General features: G+C 64.6%; 18 protein-coding genes. 15 read left to right on the top strand and 3 right to left on the bottom strand.

Annotated elements, in window-relative coordinates; translation table 11 throughout:
• Positions 1 to 82 precede the first annotated feature (82 nt).
• The gene (locus NGK62_RS29010) at positions 83 to 1282 is read right to left on the bottom strand and encodes an amino acid aminotransferase (RefSeq protein ID WP_251881606.1); all 1200 of its coding nucleotides are present in this window, start codon (positions 1280 to 1282) and stop codon (positions 83 to 85) included.
• 75 nt (positions 1283 to 1357) lie between these two features.
• On the opposite strand from NGK62_RS29010, the gene uvrB reads away from it, so the two are divergent.
• The 12 genes from uvrB (at position 1358) to NGK62_RS28950 (ending at position 12314) form a co-directional block, all read left to right on the top strand.
• Positions 1358 to 3478, top strand: coding sequence for an excinuclease ABC subunit UvrB (uvrB, locus tag NGK62_RS29005; protein ID WP_223283244.1), 2121 nt, complete (start codon positions 1358 to 1360; stop codon positions 3476 to 3478).
• A 250-nt stretch (positions 3479 to 3728) separates the two neighbouring features.
• Positions 3729 to 4220: a low molecular weight protein-tyrosine-phosphatase gene (locus NGK62_RS29000; RefSeq protein WP_006386176.1), complete on the top strand. Its 492-nt coding sequence runs from the start codon at positions 3729 to 3731 to the stop codon at positions 4218 to 4220.
• Positions 4221 to 4414: 194 nt separating this feature from the next.
• Positions 4415 to 4957: a Fe-S cluster assembly transcriptional regulator IscR gene (gene iscR, locus NGK62_RS28995; RefSeq protein ID WP_054456107.1), complete on the top strand. Its 543-nt coding sequence runs from the start codon at positions 4415 to 4417 to the stop codon at positions 4955 to 4957.
• Between the two features lie 21 nt (positions 4958 to 4978).
• On the top strand, positions 4979 to 6190 hold the full coding sequence (locus tag NGK62_RS28990) for an IscS subfamily cysteine desulfurase (RefSeq protein WP_054456109.1): 1212 nt from the start codon (positions 4979 to 4981) through the stop codon (positions 6188 to 6190).
• Between the two features lie 33 nt (positions 6191 to 6223).
• Complete coding sequence (iscU, locus tag NGK62_RS28985; RefSeq protein WP_054456111.1) at positions 6224 to 6631, top strand: Fe-S cluster assembly scaffold IscU; 408 nt, start codon at positions 6224 to 6226, stop codon at positions 6629 to 6631.
• A gap of 2 nt (positions 6632 to 6633) precedes the next feature.
• Positions 6634 to 6957, top strand: coding sequence for an iron-sulfur cluster assembly protein IscA (iscA, locus tag NGK62_RS28980; RefSeq protein WP_013394595.1), 324 nt, complete (start codon positions 6634 to 6636; stop codon positions 6955 to 6957).
• Positions 6958 to 6960: 3 nt separating this feature from the next.
• On the top strand, positions 6961 to 7473 hold the full coding sequence (hscB, locus tag NGK62_RS28975; RefSeq protein ID WP_059373542.1) for a Fe-S protein assembly co-chaperone HscB: 513 nt from the start codon (positions 6961 to 6963) through the stop codon (positions 7471 to 7473).
• 72 nt (positions 7474 to 7545) lie between these two features.
• On the top strand, positions 7546 to 9408 hold the full coding sequence (hscA, locus tag NGK62_RS28970; RefSeq protein ID WP_251881604.1) for a Fe-S protein assembly chaperone HscA: 1863 nt from the start codon (positions 7546 to 7548) through the stop codon (positions 9406 to 9408).
• Between the two features lie 9 nt (positions 9409 to 9417).
• Positions 9418 to 9759 (top strand): ISC system 2Fe-2S type ferredoxin, encoded by a 342-nt coding sequence (fdx, locus tag NGK62_RS28965; RefSeq protein WP_006395860.1) that lies wholly within the window; start codon positions 9418 to 9420, stop codon positions 9757 to 9759.
• Positions 9759 to 9953: a Fe-S cluster assembly protein IscX gene (iscX, locus tag NGK62_RS28960; protein WP_251881602.1), complete on the top strand. Its 195-nt coding sequence runs from the start codon at positions 9759 to 9761 to the stop codon at positions 9951 to 9953. The genes fdx and iscX overlap by 1 nt, the downstream gene beginning before the upstream one ends.
• 270 nt (positions 9954 to 10223) lie before the next feature.
• Positions 10224 to 11318, top strand: a complete 1095-nt coding sequence (locus NGK62_RS28955) for a PDDEXK nuclease domain-containing protein (protein ID WP_251881925.1) — start codon at positions 10224 to 10226, stop codon at positions 11316 to 11318.
• A 111-nt stretch (positions 11319 to 11429) separates the two neighbouring features.
• Positions 11430 to 12314, top strand: a complete 885-nt coding sequence (locus NGK62_RS28950) for a methylglyoxal synthase (protein ID WP_251881601.1) — start codon at positions 11430 to 11432, stop codon at positions 12312 to 12314.
• Here NGK62_RS28950 and NGK62_RS28945 read toward each other — a convergent pair.
• The gene (locus NGK62_RS28945; RefSeq protein ID WP_059373528.1) at positions 12307 to 13266 is read right to left on the bottom strand and encodes a LysR family transcriptional regulator; all 960 of its coding nucleotides are present in this window, start codon (positions 13264 to 13266) and stop codon (positions 12307 to 12309) included. The two genes, NGK62_RS28950 and NGK62_RS28945, sit on opposite strands and share 8 nt — an antisense overlap.
• A 127-nt stretch (positions 13267 to 13393) precedes the next feature.
• Here NGK62_RS28945 and NGK62_RS28940 point away from each other — a divergent pair, with 127 nt between their 5' ends.
• The 3 genes from NGK62_RS28940 to NGK62_RS28930 are packed head-to-tail and all read left to right on the top strand — an operon-like array spanning position 13394 to position 16382.
• The gene (locus tag NGK62_RS28940) at positions 13394 to 14368 is read left to right on the top strand and encodes a Bug family tripartite tricarboxylate transporter substrate binding protein (protein ID WP_118932684.1); all 975 of its coding nucleotides are present in this window, start codon (positions 13394 to 13396) and stop codon (positions 14366 to 14368) included.
• A gap of 2 nt (positions 14369 to 14370) precedes the next feature.
• Positions 14371 to 15582 carry a CaiB/BaiF CoA transferase family protein gene (locus NGK62_RS28935; RefSeq protein ID WP_251881599.1) on the top strand — a complete coding sequence of 404 codons (1212 nt, stop codon included), beginning with the start codon at positions 14371 to 14373 and terminating at the stop codon, positions 15580 to 15582.
• A 14-nt stretch (positions 15583 to 15596) separates the two neighbouring features.
• Complete coding sequence (locus NGK62_RS28930) at positions 15597 to 16382, top strand: enoyl-CoA hydratase/isomerase family protein (protein WP_251881597.1); 786 nt, start codon at positions 15597 to 15599, stop codon at positions 16380 to 16382.
• A 26-nt stretch (positions 16383 to 16408) separates the two neighbouring features.
• Here NGK62_RS28930 and NGK62_RS28925 read toward each other — a convergent pair whose 3' ends face one another.
• A complete protein-coding gene (locus tag NGK62_RS28925; protein WP_251881595.1) occupies positions 16409 to 17212 on the bottom strand; it encodes an enoyl-CoA hydratase/isomerase family protein in 804 nt (267 codons plus the stop codon).
• Between the last annotated feature and the right edge of the window lie 194 nt (positions 17213 to 17406).

Raw genomic sequence — 17406 nt, 5'->3', positions numbered from 1 at the left:
CCGGCCCGAGCCAAAAGAAAACGGGACCCGAAGGTCCCGTTCCTGGCGGCAGGCCGCATGGGCCTGTGCGCGGTAAACGGCTTTACAGCACGGCTGCGATGCCCTTGGCGACCTGGTCGATGTTGCCGCTGTTCAGCGCGGCGACGCAGATGCGGCCGCTGGACACGGCGTAGACGCCATGTTCTTCGCGCAGGCGGTCCACTTGCGCGGCGGTCAGGCCCGAGTACGAGAACATGCCGCGCTGCTTCAGCACGAAGCTGAAGTCCTGCTTGCCGCCGTGTTCCTTGATCTTGTCGACCAGTTGCTTGCGCATCAGGCGGATGCGGTCGCGCATGCCGGCGAGTTCCTCTTCCCACATGGCGAAGAGTTCAGGCGTGTTCAGGACCGTCGACACCACCGTGCCGCCGTGGGTGGGCGGGTTGGAGTAGTTGGTGCGGATCACGCGCTTGAGCTGGCTCAGCACGCGGGTGGCTTCGTCCTTGCTGCCGGCGACGACCGTCAGCGCGCCGACTCGCTCGCCGTACAGCGAGAACGACTTCGAGAACGAGGAGCTGATGAACATGGTCAGGTCCAGGTCGGCGAACATGCGCACGACCGAGGCGTCCTCGGTCAGGCCGTCGCCGAAGCCCTGGTAGGCGATGTCCAGGAACGGGACCAGCTTGTTTTCCTTGACGACGGCGGCGATCTGCTTCCACTGGTCGGCGGTGGGGTCCACGCCGGTGGGGTTGTGGCAGCAGGCATGCAGCACGACGACGGTCTTGGCCGGCGCGGCCTTCAGGTCGGCCAGCATGGCGTCGAAGTTCAGGCCGCGGGTAGCGGCGTCGTAGTACGAATAGGTGCCGACTTCGAAACCGGCGCGCTCGAACAGGGCGCGGTGGTTTTCCCAGCTGGGGTCGCTGATCAGGACCTTGGAGGTCGGCAGCAGTTGGCGCAGGAAGTCGGCGCCGATCTTCAGCGCGCCGGTGCCGCCCAGGGCCTGGGTGGTCAGCACGCGGCCGGCGGCGGCCAGTGCGGAATCCTTGCCCAGCAGCAGGGCTTGCGCGCCGTTGTTGTAACCGGCGATGCCTTCGATGGGCAGGTAGCCGCGGGCGGCGGCGGCTTCGATGCGGGCGGCTTCGGCCTTGCGAACCGCGCCCAGCAGGGGGATGCGACCCTGATCGTCGTAGTACACGCCCACGCCCAGATTGACTTTACCGGGACGCGTATCAGCGTTGAATTGTTCGTTCAGGCCAAGAATGGGGTCGCGCGGGGCGAGTTCGACGGAATCGAAAAGGGTGCTCATGGGAGTCTGATGAGGTGGGTGGACGCAGTACGGGCTGCTGTGGATAATGAGGGGTTTACCCTGGAAGAGTCTAGCATGCCTAAGAGCGCAATAGACCCGATTACGGCGGGGGCCGCAGCGAACCTGGCGGCCGATCCCGCGGCGGCATTGGCCGTGGCGGATCCGTCCGCGCCAGGCCCCGGATTCATCGATTTCCCGGGCAGCCCGTTTCACCTGTACCAACCCTATCCGCCGGCCGGCGATCAGCCCACCGCCATCGAGGGGTTGACCCAGGGGGTCGAAGACGGCCTGATGTTTCAGACGCTGCTGGGCGTGACGGGTTCCGGCAAGACCTACACCATGGCCAACGTCATCGCCCGCATGGGGCGCCCGGCGCTGGTTCTGGCCCCCAATAAGACGCTGGCCGCCCAGCTGTACGCCGAAATGCGGGAGTTCTTCCCGAAGAACGCCGTCGAGTACTTCGTTTCGTACTACGACTACTACCAGCCCGAAGCGTACGTGCCGACGCGCGACCTGTTCATTGAAAAGGATTCGTCCATCAATGAGCACATCGAACAGATGCGGCTGTCGGCGACCAAGAGCCTGCTGGAGCGCCGCGACACCATCATCGTGGGCACCGTGTCGTGCATCTACGGTATCGGCAACCCGGGCGACTACCACGCCATGGTGCTGATCCTGCGCGCCGGCGACCAGATCTCGCGCCGCGAGATCCTGGCCCGCCTGGTCGCCATGCAGTACACCCGCAACGACGCCGAGTTCACCCGCGGCGTCTTCCGGGTGCGTGGCGAGACCATCGACATCTTCCCGGCGGAAAGCCCGGAACTGGCGCTGCGCCTGACGCTGTTCGACGACGAGATCGAAAGCCTGGAGCTGTTCGATCCGCTGACCGGCCGCATCCGCCAGAAGCTGCCGCGCTTTACCGTCTATCCCGGTTCGCACTACGTCACGCCGCGCGACACCGTGCTGCGCGCCATTGAAACCATCAAGGAAGAGCTGCGCGAACGGGTCAAGCGCTTCGTCGATGACGGCCATCTGGTCGAGGCGCAGCGGCTGGAGCAGCGCACCCGTTTCGACCTGGAAATGCTGCAGGAGCTGGGCTTCTGCAAAGGCATCGAAAACTACTCTCGCCACCTGTCCGGCGCGGCGCCAGGCGAACCGCCGCCCACCCTCATCGACTACCTGCCGTCCGATGCGCTCATGTTCATTGACGAAAGCCATGTCACCATCGGCCAGTTGGGCGGCATGTACCGGGGCGACCGCGCGCGCAAGGAAACGCTGGTGCAGTACGGTTTTCGCCTGCCGTCGGCGTTGGACAACCGGCCGCTGAAACTCGAGGAATTCGAGGCTCGGATGCGCCAGTGCGTGTTCGTGTCGGCCACGCCGGCCGCCTACGAGAAAGAGCACACCGACAACGTCGTGGAACAAGTGGTGCGGCCTACCGGGCTGGTCGATCCGCTGGTCGAGGTCCTGCCGGCCCGGACCCAGGTCGATGACCTCCTCGGGCAGATCAAGGCGCGCGTGGCGCAAGCGGAGCGCGTGCTGGTCACCACGCTGACCAAGCGCATGGCGGAGGACTTGACGGACTTCCTCAGCGAGCACGGCGTGCGCGTGCGTTATCTGCATTCGGATATCGACACCGTCGAGCGCGTCGAAATCATCCGCGACCTGCGCCTGGGCACCTTTGACGTGCTGGTGGGGATCAACCTGCTGCGCGAAGGGCTGGATATTCCCGAAGTGTCGCTGGTCGCGATCCTGGATGCCGACAAGGAAGGCTTCCTGCGTTCGGAACGCAGCCTGATCCAGACCATCGGGCGTGCGGCGCGCAACCTCAACGGCCACGCCATCCTTTATGCGGACCGCATCACCGATTCGATGCAGCGCGCCATGGAGGAAACCGAAAGGCGGCGGGCCAAGCAGCTGAAGTTCAACGCCGACCACGGCATTACCGCCCGGGGCGTGCAGAAGGCCGTGCGCGAACTGATTGATGGCGTGGTCGCGCCGACGCAGCACGACGCGCTCGAGGCCGCAGTTCCGGCGGAGTTCCTGAAGGACGAAAAGGCCCTGGCCCGCGAGATCAAGCGCCTCGAAAAGCTGATGATGGATCATGCCCGGAACCTCGAGTTCGAACAGGCGGCTGCGGCGCGCGACGCGCTGACCGCGCTGAAGCAGCGCGTGCTGCTGGACGGGGCGGTGTAGCAGCGGATCACGTGTCTAAATGTTTCTTTTCGCTGACTGGCGGCTGAATATTGCCAAAACCTGTTGCGTTGCAATCAGGCTGCCACGATTCGCCCGGATATCTGCATTCAGTGTTCATGAGAGGGATCAGAATTTCTTTATAAGTTATTGATTTTATTGAAAAAATATTGATACCGTATTTGCTGGGCCAGAATCCCGCAGACGCAAAAAAAGCTTGCCTTATCTCGGGTTTTCCCGCACACTTACTCCCATGATGACCAAGGTACTTTTCGTTTGCATGGGCAATATCTGTCGCTCGCCGAGCGCAGAGGGCGTGTTTCGCCATTTGGTGAACGACGCGGGTTTGGGCGATGTGGTTCGCATCGACTCCGCGGGCACGCACGCGTTTCACATCGGCGAGGCGCCTGATGCCCGGGCGCAGGCCGCAGCGCGCAAGCGCGGCTACGAGATCACGCACTGCGAAGCGCGTCAGGTCACCGCGGAAGATTTCCGCGATTTCGACTTGATCCTCGCCATGGATTGGGACAATCTGTCCGCCATGCAGCAGCAGTGCCCCAAGGCCTACCAGCACAAGCTGATGCTGCTGATGCGCTTTGCCAATGAGTTCGAAGAGGCCACCGTGCCCGATCCGTACTATGGCGGCGCCGACGGTTTCGGCAAGGTCCTGGACTACCTGGAAGACGCCTGTCAGGGTGTGCTTGAGCTGGTGCGCAAGCGCGCGACCCAGTACCAGGCGGCGTGATCCGCTTGTTCCGCAGGGCTGCCCGCCGGGCGGTTCTCGGAGGTGCTTGGCAGTGAAAAACCGCGCGAATGCGCGGTTTTTTCTAGCCGGGAGCCATACCAAATTAGTCGGGAATAGGCTATACTTGAGGCAATTACTCGGGTATTGACCGCTGGATTCGCCTGCGGCCATTGCCGAATCACTGGGAACCTACCATGCGGCTAACTACCAAGGGGCGTTTCGCCGTGACTGCCATGATCGATCTGGCTATGCGGCAGCATAGCGGTCCGGTCACTCTTGCGGCCATCAGCCAGCGTCAGAACATCTCGCTGTCCTACCTGGAACAGCTGTTCGGGAAACTGCGTCGCCACGAACTCGTGGACAGCGTGCGCGGCCCTGGGGGCGGCTACTCGCTCGCGCGCCTCGCCCGCAACGTTACCGTTGCCGACATCATTTTCGCCGTCGATGAACCCCTGGACGCCACCAGCTGCGGCGGCAAGCGGGACTGTACGAGCGGCAACGACGGCAAGCCGGGCAAGTGCATGACGCACGAACTCTGGGCTACGTTGAATCGCAAGATGGTGGATTACCTGGATTCGGTGTCCCTGCAGGATCTCGTCGATCAGCAGCGCGTGCGCCAACTGCAGGAAGCCAACAATCAAGCGCAGGCTTGCGCGGTGCGCGTGAACCGGGTGGGGGGCGCCAACAACGCCGCCAACGCCCCGGCCGCGACCGTCGCCGCCAATGCCACCGTATAAGCAGTATCAGGAGTTGTAGAAATGACCACCCGCCCGATCTATCTGGATTATTCCGCCACGACGCCCGTCGACCCCCGCGTCGTGGACAAGATGGTGCCCTGGCTGTACGACAATTTCGGCAACCCGGCATCCCGCAGCCATGCGTTTGGCTGGGAATCCGAAGAAGCCGTCGAGCGCGCCCGTGAAGAAGTCGCCAAGCTGGTGAACGCCGATCCGCGCGAAATCGTCTGGACCTCCGGCGCCACCGAATCCAACAACCTGGCGATCAAAGGCGCCGCCAACTTCTACCAGGAACGCGGCAAGCACATCGTCACCGTCAAGACCGAGCACAAGGCCGTGCTGGACACCTGTCGCGAACTCGAGCGCCAGGGCTTCGAAGTGACCTATCTGGACGTCAAGGACAACGGCCTGATCGATCTGGACACCTTCAAGGCCGCGCTGCGCCCCGATACCGTGCTGGTATCCGTGATGATGGTGAACAACGAAATCGGCGTGATCCAGGACGTTGCAACGCTGGGCGAGATCTGCCGCGAAAAGGGCATCATTTTCCACGTGGACGCCGCCCAGGCGACCGGCAAGGTGGAAATCGACCTGCAAAAGCTCAAGGTCGACCTGATGTCGTTCTCGGCTCACAAGACCTACGGCCCCAAGGGCATCGGCGCCCTGTACGTGCGCCGCAAGCCGCGTATCCGCATCGAAGCGCAGATGCACGGCGGCGGCCACGAGCGCGGTTTCCGCTCGGGCACGCTGGCCACGCACCAGATCGTCGGCATGGGTGAAGCTTTCCGCCTGGCCCGCGAAGAGATGGGCACCGAGAACGAGCGCATCCGCATGCTGCGCGACCGCCTGTGGGCTGGCCTGTCGCAGATCGAAGAGGTCTACCTCAACGGCGACATGGACCAACGCGTCCCGCACAACCTGAATGTCAGCTTCAACTATGTCGAAGGCGAGTCCCTGATCATGGCGATCAAGGAACTGGCCGTCTCCAGCGGCTCGGCCTGCACCTCGGCCAGCCTGGAACCGTCCTACGTGTTGCGCGCCCTGGGCCGCAACGACGAACTGGCGCACAGCTCGATCCGCTTCACGCTGGGCCGTTTCACGACCGAAAAGGAAGTGGACTACGCCATCGAGTTGCTCAAGAGCCGCGTCGGCAAGCTGCGCGACATGTCGCCGCTGTGGGAAATGGCCAAGGAAGGCATCGACTTGAACACCGTGCAGTGGGCTGCGCACTAAGCGCCCGCGCCTAGAAATTCGTGGAGAATTAACATGTCTTACAGCACCAAAGTCCTGGATCACTACGAAAACCCGCGCAACGTCGGTTCGTTCGACAAGTCGGACGAGTCGGTCGGCACCGGCATGGTCGGCGCGCCCGCCTGTGGCGACGTGATGAAGCTGCAGATCAAGGTGAACGAAGCCGGCGTGATCGAAGACGCGCGCTTCAAGACCTACGGCTGCGGTTCGGCCATCGCTTCCAGCTCGCTCGTGACCGAATGGGTCAAGGGCAAGACGCTCGACGAAGCCATGAACATCCGCAACACGCAGATCGCCGAAGAACTGGCCCTGCCGCCCGTGAAGGTGCACTGTTCCATCCTGGCCGAAGACGCGATCAAGGCCGCGGTGCAGAACTACAAAGAAAAGCATTCGGCCCCGGCTGAAGCTGCTGTGGCGGGCTGAACATGTCCGTTACCCTGACCCAACAGGCTGCCACCCATATCGGCCGCTACTTGCAAAAGCGCGGAAAGGGTATCGGCTTGCGGCTCGGCGTTAGGACCACGGGCTGCTCCGGCATGGCCTACAAGCTCGAGTACGTGGACGACGTGGCGCCGGAAGACGTGGTGTTCGAAAGTTTCGGCGTGAAGGTCTTCATCGACCCGAAAAGCCTGTCCTACCTGGACGGCACCGAACTCGATTACGCCCGTGAAGGCCTGAACGAAGGCTTCAAGTTCCGCAACCCCAACGAAAAGGCGACCTGCGGCTGCGGCGAGTCGTTCACGGTGTAAGTCTTGGCTGGTGACGATCACTTCGGCCTGTTCGGCTTGCCGGCGCGTTTCGATCTGGACGCCCAGGCGCTTGAGACTGCGTGGCGTACCGTCGCGGCGCAGGTGCATCCCGACCGCTACGCCACTGCCAGCCCCGCGGAACGCCGCGTGGCCATGCAGTGGGCGGCTCGCGCCAACGAGGCTTACCGCCTGTTGCGCGATCCCTTGCTGCGGGCGCGCTACCTGTGCGAGCAGGCCGGCGTGGACCTGCAGACCGAGAGCAACACGGCCATGGACCCCGAGTTCCTGATGCAGCAGATGACCTGGCGCGAGATGCTGGACGACGCGCGCGACGACGCCGACGCCCTGGCGGCCTTGCAGGCGGAATTGCAGCAGGCGCGCGCCGCCATGCGCGCCACGCTGGCCCGTCTGATCGACCAGGACCGCGACTACGCGGCGGCGGGGCTCAAGGTGCGGGAGTGGATGTTCGTGGAGAAGTTGGCGGAAGAACTGGCGCACGCCCAGCCCGCCGCATAGCCCAGGCCGCGCCGGGGCGTCCGCGACACGGGCGCCGGCACAGCGCCGCCTACTGACCATAAAAACAGAATCATGGCCTTATTGCAGATATCAGAGCCTGGCGAATCGCCCGCGCCTCACCAGCGCAAGCTGGCGGTCGGGATCGACCTGGGCACCACCAATTCCCTGGTCGCGGCCGTGCGCAGCAGCGTCGCCGAAGTGCTGAGGGACGAGCAAGGCCACGCCTTGCTGCCTTCCGCCGTGCGCTATTTCGCCGGCGGCAAGGTCACCACGGGGCGCGAACCGCTCGCGCAGCAGGCCGAGGATCCGCTGAATACCGTTGTGTCGGTCAAGCGTTTCATGGGCCGTTCGCTGGAAGAGGCGCGCGCCAGCCGTGCGCCGTACGAATTCGTGGACGCGCCCGGCATGGTGCGCATCCGCACCGTCCAGGGCGACCTGAGCCCGGTTGAAGTGTCGGCGCAGATCCTGGCCGTTCTGCGCCAACGCGCCGAAGACGTGCTGGGCGATGACCTGGTCGGCGCGGTCATCACGGTGCCCGCCTATTTCGATGACGCCCAGCGCCAGGCGACGCGCGACGCCGCCCGTCTGGCCGGCCTGAACGTGCTGCGCCTGCTGAATGAACCGACCGCAGCGGCCATTGCCTACGGCCTGGATAACGCGGCTGAAGGCGTGTACGCCGTGTACGACCTGGGCGGCGGCACGTTCGATATTTCCATCCTGCGCCTGACCCAGGGCGTGTTCGAGGTCATTGCCACCGGCGGCGATACCGCGCTGGGCGGTGACGACTTCGATGCCTTGATCGTCGATCATGTGGTGGCCGGGCTTGCCGCGGGCGAGTTTTCGCCGGCGGACCGCCGCCGCTTGCTGATGGCGGCGCGCGCCGCGCGCGAGGCCTTGTCGGACGCCGATGCGGCCGGCCTGAAGCTGGAATTGTCCGACGGCAGAACCGTGGATACGAGCCTGACGCGGGCCGCATTCGAAGAACTGGCTCAGCCCCTGATCGTGCGCACGCTGGACTGCGCGCGCCGCGCCTTGCGCGACGCATCGCTGACGCAGGCCGACGTGCGCGGCGTGGTGATGGTCGGCGGCGCCACGCGCATGCCGGTCGTGCGCGCTGCCGTGGGCAAGCTGTTCGGCACGCAACCGCTGACGGACCTGGATCCCGATCAAGTGGTGGCGCTGGGCGCCGCCTTACAGGCCAATCTGCTGGCGGGCAACCGCGCTCCCGGCGAAGACTGGCTGCTGCTGGACGTGATCCCGCTGTCCTTGGGGCTGGAAACCATGGGCGGCCTGGTGGAGCGCATCATCCCGCGCAACAGCACGATTCCGGTGGCGCGCGCCCAGGAATTCACGACCTTCAAGGATGGCCAGACGGCCATGAGCATCCATGTGGTGCAGGGCGAACGCGACCTGGTCTCCGATTCGCGCTCGCTGGCCCGCTTCGAGCTGCGCGGCATTCCGCCCATGGTGGCGGGCGCAGCCCGCATCCGCGTGACCTTCCAGGTGGACGCCGACGGCCTGCTGAGCGTGACCGCGCGCGAGCAGAGCAAGGGCGTCGAGGCCATGGTGTCGGTCAAGCCGTCCTATGGCCTGACCGACGACGAAATCGCGCAGATGTTGGCCGACAGCGTGGCGCAAGCCGACACCGACGCTCGCGCCCGCATGCTGCGCGAGCAACAGGTGGACGCGCGCCAACTGGTCGAGTCGGTGCAGGCCGCGCTGGCCGTCGATGGCGACCTGCTGGATGCCGAAGAACGCAAGCGTGTGGACGCATGCCTGCAGGCTGCCATCGCCGCTCAGGACGCGCAGGACGTGGACACGGTGAAGGACGCGGTCCAGGCCCTGTCGGCCGCGACCGACGATTTCGCTGCGCGCCGGATGGACCGCAGCATCCGCGCCGCGCTGGCGGGCCGCAAACTTGATGAGATTGCCTGATAACACGCTATGCCGAAACTGACCGTATTGCCTCATCCCGACTACTGCCCGGAAGGCGCCGTGATCGAAGACGCGCCCAAGGGCGTGTCGATCTGCCGCGTGCTGCTGGACAACCATATCGACATCGAACACGCGTGTGAACTGTCGTGCGCCTGCACGACCTGTCACGTGGTGGTCAAGCAGGGCTATGCTTCGCTGGAAGACGCCACCGATGACGAAGAGGATCTGCTGGACAAGGCCTGGGGCCTGACCCCGACCTCGCGCCTGTCCTGCCAGGCGCTGGTGACGGACGCCGACCTGACGGTCGAGATCCCCAAGTACACCATCAACCACGCCAAAGAGGGCCATTGATGAAGTGGACCGATACCTACCAGATCGCCGAGGCGCTGCTCGACGCGCATCCCGACGTGGATCCCAAGACGCTGCGCTTCGTGCAGCTGCGCGAGTGGGTCCTGGCCTTGCCGGATTTCAACGACGACCCCGCACATAGCGGCGAGAAGATCCTGGAGGCCATCCAGATGGCCTGGATCGACGAGGCGGACTGATCGCCGTGCCAAAGCGCTCCCTGCAGGGAGCGTTTTTTATTGCGGTTCGGCCATTCAGTTGGCACGACGCCGCTTTGATGCGGGGCATAAAGCTCACAGTGCGGTAGGCGGGACGATATTCAGGCGCTATCTTCCTGTCAAAGATGACACTGTGCGCAACGGCAGCCGACGCGATCGCGAGACGGCGCAAGGCGATTGCAGCTGTGCATCACTGTTCGCAGTGGAGGCAGCGTGGCCAGAAAGAAGCAAGGGGCAGGGCGGCAGACGCCAATTTTGCACGGCGCTTATACGGGCGTTCATGAGGGCATTGTCGAGCTGCTGCGTTCCGCGCGGCTGAATGCGGCGCGCAGCGTCAACGCGTTGATGACTGCCAGTTATTGGGAGATCGGACGCCGGATTGTCAACGCCGAGCAACGCGGCAAACGGCGGGCGGGCTATGGCGAGCAGTTGATCGAGCGACTCGCCAACGATCTCACGCAACAATTCGGCCGTGGGTTCAGTCGCCAGAATTTGCAGCAGATGCGATCGTTCTTTTTGGCCTGGCCGATTCGCCAGACACTGTCTAGCGAATCGGCCACTGAGGCACTACAGACGCGATCATTCCGTTTGGAACAACTGTCCCAAGTTTTCATATTGCCCTGGTCTGGTTACGTCCGGCTGCTTTCGGTCAAGGATCCTCAAGCTCGCCGATTCTACGAGGCTGAGGCGCTGCGAGGCGGTTGGAGCGTACGCCAGCTTGATCGGCAGATCGGTAGTCAATTCTACGAACGCACGGTGCTTTCGAGGAACAGAGCGGCCATGCTGGAGAAAGAAGCCGAGACCAAGCCAGAGGCCGCCGCCTTGCTGGACGACGCGATCAAGGACCCCTATGTGTTGGAGTTCCTGGACCTCAAGGACGAGTATTCGGAGTCAGATCTGGAACAGGGCTTGATCCGGCGGCTGGAGGATTTTCTGCTCGAACTTGGTGACGGTTTTGCTTTCATCGGGCGGCAGCGCCGCTTGCGCATCGACCAGACATGGTACCGGGTCGACCTGTTGTTTCATCGGCGGTTGCGCTGCCTGGTTATCGTCGATCTGAAGCTCGGCTCTCTGACACATGCCGATGTGGGGCAGATGCATATGTACTGCAATTACGCCAAGGAGCATTGGACACTGCCCGACGAAAACCCGCCAGTGGGTTTGATCCTGTGCGCTGACAAGGGCCACGCCCTCGCGAGGTATGCGCTTGAGGGTTTGCCCAGCAAGGTCATGGCCGCGAATTATCGAATGTTGTTGCCGGACGCCGAACTGCTGCAAAGGGAGTTGGCGAACACGCAGCGCATGCTCGAATTTCGCAAAACCATACGTTCGGGGCTCCGCGAATAGTCACGGTTGTCCCAGCCTGCCGTGGGTCCAGGATTGCTTGCGCTTGCGCGCCGTCTCCACCACGGTATCATCGAGGATTCCATGGTCGTCCCTACCTCCCTGAGTCTACCGATGTCCGCTGCCCAATTGCGCTTTGGCCTGGCCGCCAACCGGCTGCACCACGAAACTCCCGATGCCGCGCTGTTTACCTGGCTGCGCGCGTGTTCCGGCACGATGCGCGAGCTGGGCGTGCAGTTGCACACCGTCGGCCGCACCCATGACGCGATCGTGCGCGAGGGCATGCTGCAGGGCTACGGCGGGCTGATCCGCTATCCCTACGGCCGCGAAGGCGGCCTGATGAAGCTGGTGGCCCGGGTGACGGAAGGGCGTGACGGGCAGGCGCCGTTCGACGGCGCGATCTACCTGATCGATCCCGTCGACCCGTCATCGATTTTTCCGGAAGCGCTGGCGCTCAAGCGCCAATGCATCACGCACGGCCGTCCGTTCATCTCGACGCTTGCGGGCGCCATCGAATGGATGGAAGTCGAACGCGTCCATGCCGGCTTGCCGCCGGACGTCTCGGCTTCGCGCCATTTCAACTTCACCGGCCAGACGGTGGCGCTGATCGCCCACGATGCGCTCAAGGACGAAATGGTGGCGTTCGCCAGCGAGCATTTCGACGTGCTGTCGCGATTTGCGCGGCGCGTGGCCACGGGTACCACCGGCGGCCGCTTGAACGAGCTGGCCTGGTCGCGCGGCTGGCCCAAGGATACGCCCTGGGTGCACCGTTATCTCAGCGGGCCGCTGGGCGGCGATGCCCAGATTGCGGAGCTGGTGCTGGAACACCAATGCCAGCGCGTGATCTTTTTCGAGGATCCGCATGTGGCGCGCCAGCACGAGGCCGACATCCAGCTACTGGAACGCGCGGTGCGCGTAGTGACCGAGTCCGCCACCTGCTCCACCTCGCCGACGGTGGCGCGGCGCTGGGCGCAGGCGGTGGAAAAGCGCGTTATCTGAGCTTTGCCCGGGTGGGCGCGGCGCCGGGCCGGGAGTCCGTGATGATGCGGCCGACCCGGTCGGCCACGGCGGACGCGGCCATGGACAAGGGCAGGACGTCCGACCGACACAGGAACACCGGCCGCGTCAGGCGCGGCTTGACGATGCGGTGCAGGATGACCTCGCCGCGCGCGGCTTCCTGGTGCACCGCCGCGTAGGACAGGATGGTGTGCGCGATGCCCGCCTGCGCCAGTTCGATCAGCTGCGGGATGGCGTTGGCCTCGGCAATGACGCGGAACTCGGCGCGTTCCTGCTGCTGATACTGGTCCAGCAACCGGCGCAGGCTGTGTTGACTGCCGGGCAATACCAGCGGCAGTTCGGCGAGCGCGTGCAGATCCATGACCGGCAGCGCATGCAGCGCGGCTGGGGACGGCTTTTTTCGCGGCTTGGCCGAGGGCGGCGAAACCACGACCAGCTCTTCGTCCATCAGGTGCTGGAAGCGCAGATCGACCGAGGCGTCGTCGCTGAAAGTCAGTCCCAGGTCGGCATGGCCGGAACTGACGAAGCCCGGGATGTATCCCGTACTGGATTCGATGATCTTCAGGTAGACGCCGGGCCAGTGCTCCAACGAGAACCGCAGCAACGGCACGGTCACCAGTTTGGCCATGGACATGGACATAGCCAGCGATACCGTGCCCCGGGGAGCGTTCAGGTCTTCGCGCACGTCGGCACGCGCCGTGTCGATGCGCCCCAGGATCTCGCGCGCGTGCGCCAGCATGCGTGATCCCGCCGCTGTCGGCGTGACGCCGCGTGCGCTGCGATGCAACAGCACCACGCCCAGATCTTCTTCCAGATTGCGTATCAGCAGGCTCAACGCGGGTTGCGCCACATGCAGCGCGGCCGCGGCGCGGCTGATCGACCCGGTGGAAACCACGGCGACAAAGCACTGCATCGCGCGGATGGACATGGACATGCGCAGACCTCAGGCGGGCAGGGGAATAATAAGTTTATTATGGCCTGCATATTTAAACGGTATTTCTAATATATCAAGACGCTTCGCATAATGGGCGCCATCCCACCAAGAACATAACGGAGACATCATGGCGTTCCAGAAAATCCTCGCCGCTGGCATGGCTGCGGCGGCGCTGTCCGGGCCGGCGTTGGCCGATACCTGGCCTTCAAAGCCCATTACGCTGGTCGTGCCTTTCTCGGCCGGCGGTCCGACCGACTTCATCGCGCGTCTGGTGGCGGAGCCTCTGGCGCGCGAGCTGGGGCAGCAGGTCATCGTCCAGAACAAGCCGGGCGCCAGCGGCAACGTCGGCTACCAAAGCGTGCTGAATGGCCCGGCGGATGGCTACACGCTGATGCACAACACGGTGGCCATGCAGGCCATCAACCCGCTGATGTACCCGAGCGCGAAGATGCATCCATTGCAGGACTACGTGCCCGTCGGCACGACGGGCGCCATGCCCAATCTGCTGGTGGTCAATCCCGAACGCACGCCGGTCCAGACCTTGGCCGATCTGGTCCAGCGCGGGCGCGGCATGAAGAACGGGCTTAGCTATGCGACCTTCGGGCCGGGCAGTTCGCCGCACGTCTATGGTGCGTCGCTGCAGAAGCTGGCCGGCTTTCAAGCCGTGGGCGTCGCCTACAAAGGCAGCGCGAACGCCGTGACCGACGTGATCGGCGGGCAGGTCGATTTCCTGTTCGACAGCATGTCGACCAGTCTTGGCCAGGTGCAGGCCGGCAGGTTGAAGGCCCTGGCCATTACCTCCGCCGACCGGTCGCCCCTGTTGCCGGACGTGCCCACGCTGAAGGAAGCGGGCTATCCCAGCCTGGACCTCAAATTCTGGTTCTCCCTGCAAACGCCCGCGGGCACGCCGCCGGAAGTGGTGCAGAAGCTGCGCGAGGCGGTAGCGCGTGTCGTCGCGAGCGATGACTACCGCAAGGCGATGCAGGACCGAGGCGCGGAAGCCTTCCAGGTCGCTCCCGCCGAGTTGGACGCGTTCTTCAAGCGTGAAACCGCGCAGTGGACCCAGGCCGCGCAAACCATCGGCCTGAAGAGCGAGCAGTAATCATGTCGATGGATGCGCGCATGACGCCGCTGAAGAACATTACCGTCCTGGATTTGAGCAAGGTGCTGGCCGGGCCGCTATGCGGCCAGTATCTGGGCGAGCTGGGCGCGCGGGTGATCAAGGTCGAACCGGTGGGTTCGGGCGACGATACGCGTGCCTGGCTGCCGCAGGAGGCGGGCCAGTCGGCGACCTTCCTGGCGGTGAACCACAACAAGCGCAGTCTGGCCGTGGACCTGAAAACCGCGGAAGGGCGCGCCGTGGTGCATCGCCTGGCGGAACAGGCGGACGTGGTGCTGCAAGGTTTCGGCGGCAAGACCGCCGCGCGCCTGGGCGTGGATTACGAGACGCTCAGCGGCCTCAACCCGCGATTGGTGTACTGCGAAATCTCGGGCTATGGCCGCGAGGGTCCGATGGGCGAGGAGCCGGGCTACGACGTCATGCTGCAGGCCTTCAGCGGCATGATCAGCACCATGGGCGAACCGGGTGGGAATTTTGCGCGCGCCAGCTTCTCGCCGGTGGACCTGGGCACGGGTTCCTTTGCGCTGAGCGGAATCCTGGCCGCGTTGCTGGAGCGCAGCCAGAGCGGCAAGGGGCAGTACCTGGACGTTTCCTTGCTGGATACGTCGCTCGGCCTGATGTCGTACATGGCGCAGAACTACTGGCGCACTGGCCAGATTCCGCGCCGCATGGGTACGGGCCATCCCGCCATGTGTCCGTATCAGGCGTTCCACGCGGCTGATGGCGACATCATGCTGGGCGTGGGCAACGATGCGCAATGGCAGCGCTTCTGCGCCGTTGCGGGGCTGCAAGACCAGGTCGATGCGCCGCAGTTCGCCACCAACGCCGACCGGGTACGCAATTTTGCCGAGACGGTCGCGCTGGTCCAGTCGCGCATGGAGACGCGCAGCGTGGCGCAATGGCTGGAAGCGCTCAAGCCAGCGGGCATTGCCTGTTCTGCGATTCATACGCTGGACCAGGCCTTGGCGCATCCGCAGGTCGCTGCGCGCGAACTCGTCGTGAAAAGTGAGCACAAGGTCCTGGGGGAAGTCCGCAACATCGGCTTGCCGATACGCTTCGGACGCCAGCCCCGCCAGGCCGCGCTGCCCGCGCCCGTGCTGGGCGAACACACGCGCGAGATCCTGGCCGAACTGGGCTACGCCCCAGCCGACATCCAAGCATTGCTGGCGTCGGGCAGCGTGCAAGCCCACTCCTGAAAACGAGAGCGACGATGACATTCCTGCGCTATGAAGTCCGCGATCAGATTGCGGAAATCCATCTATGCCATGCGCCCGTCAATGCGCTGGACGAAGACATGCTGGACGCGCTGATCGCCGCGCTGGAACGGGCCAATGCCGACTCCGGCGTGCGCGCCGTGCTGCTGGCCAGCGATCTGCCGGGGCGCTTTTGCGCCGGGCTGGATATGAAGAAGCTGCTGGACAGCACGCTGGCGCGGATCCACGCGCTGTTGTCCAAGCTGTACATCAAGCTCTACGACACGCAGTTCAACCTGACCAAGCCGTCGATTTCGGTGGTGTCGGGTGCGGTCCGGGGCGGCGGGATGACGGTGGCCATATCCAGCGACATGGTGGTGGCGGCGGAGACCGCCACGTTCGGTTATCCCGAAATCGATGTGGGTGTATTGCCGGCGATCCATTACGTGCACTTGCCGGGCATCGTTGGCAAGCACCGCGCGTTCGACCTGCTGTTCACCGGGCGCACCTTCAGTGCGCAAGAGGCCCAGGGATTGGGATTGGTGGCGCGCGTCGCGCCCGAAGCGGAGCTGCTGGAGCAGGCCCGCTCGCTGGCGCGGTCATTGGCGGGCAAGCCGCCGCAAGTCCTGGCGATGGGGCGGCGCGCCTTCGTTTACAGCAACGACAACGAGTACCGGCGCCGGGTGGCGACGGCGGTCGAGGTGTTCTGCAATGCAGCCGCCACGCCCGAGGCGCGCGAAGGACTGAGCGCCTTCGTGCAAAAGCGCGCGCCCGACTGGAGCGGGCTGCGGCAAGGCGGCTAGCGCCGCCGCGAGGCGCACCCTGGAACCTATTCGCCCTTGAACTGCGGCGCGCGCTTCTCGCGGAACGCGCGCACGCCTTCGGCGAAGTCCGCGCGCGAGGCGCTGTCCAGGAAGCGCGCGGTCTCTTCGGCCAGCTGGGTTTCCAGCGCGGCGTGTTCGGCCGAGCGCAGCAGATCCTTGGCCCCCGCGATGCCGTGCGGCGCGTGGCGGGCGACCTCAAGCGCGTAGCCTTGCGCGGCTTGCGCGAGTTCTCCGGCAGGGGCGGTGCGCGTGACGATGCCCCAGGCCAACGCGTCGCCGGCGGAGAAGGCGTCGTGCCGCAGCAGCAGGTCCAGCGCGCGGCGGGCGCCCAGCACCCGCGTGAGGCCATGGGTCATGCCGGCGTCGGGCGTCGCTCCAAGCTTCAGGTAGGCCGTCATGAAGCGGGCGTCGGCGTCGGCGATGGCCAGGTCGCAAGCCAAGACCAGCGACAGGCCCGCACCCGCGGCGATGCCGCGGACCTGCGCAATCCAGATCTTGTCCATGCGGGCAATGCGCGCAATGAAGTCGTTCAATGGCGTGAACAGGTCCAGCAGGGTGGCGCGCACCAGGGCGGGCTCGCCCGTGAACATGCTGATGTCGCCGCCGGCGCAAAAGGTCTTGCCGGTGGCGCGCAGCAACACGGCGCGGATGTCGTCGCGCGCTTCCAGCCATTGCGCTGCGCGTTGCAGGTCCTGCGCCATCGCCACGTCGATGGCGTTCAGCGCGTCGGGGCGGTTCAGCGTCACGGTCGCGATCGCGCCGTCGGTTTCCAGGAACAGGGTCTGGAAGGCGGGGTGTTCTTGGGTCATGGCGAGTCTCCGTTATCGGGTAAGTACCAACTGTCGATCCAAAAACCGCGATGCTATGGTCTGAACCGAGCGCTTGCTTGGTTTTCTTTTAAGCACGCTTAGCGTAACGCATAGAACGATTTTCCGGCGCTGTACTGGCGTAGGTAAAGACAGGTTCGTTGCATCTCCTGCCTCGCGGGTTCGCCAGACCGACG

The organism is Achromobacter sp. Marseille-Q4954 (genome assembly GCF_943737025.1).
In the GTDB taxonomy this organism is placed as follows: Bacteria; Pseudomonadota; Gammaproteobacteria; order Burkholderiales; family Burkholderiaceae_B; genus Achromobacter; species Achromobacter bronchisepticus_A.
The sequence above is the reverse complement of the archived record's forward strand: the minus strand, read 5'-3'. Positions and strand labels throughout refer to the sequence as shown.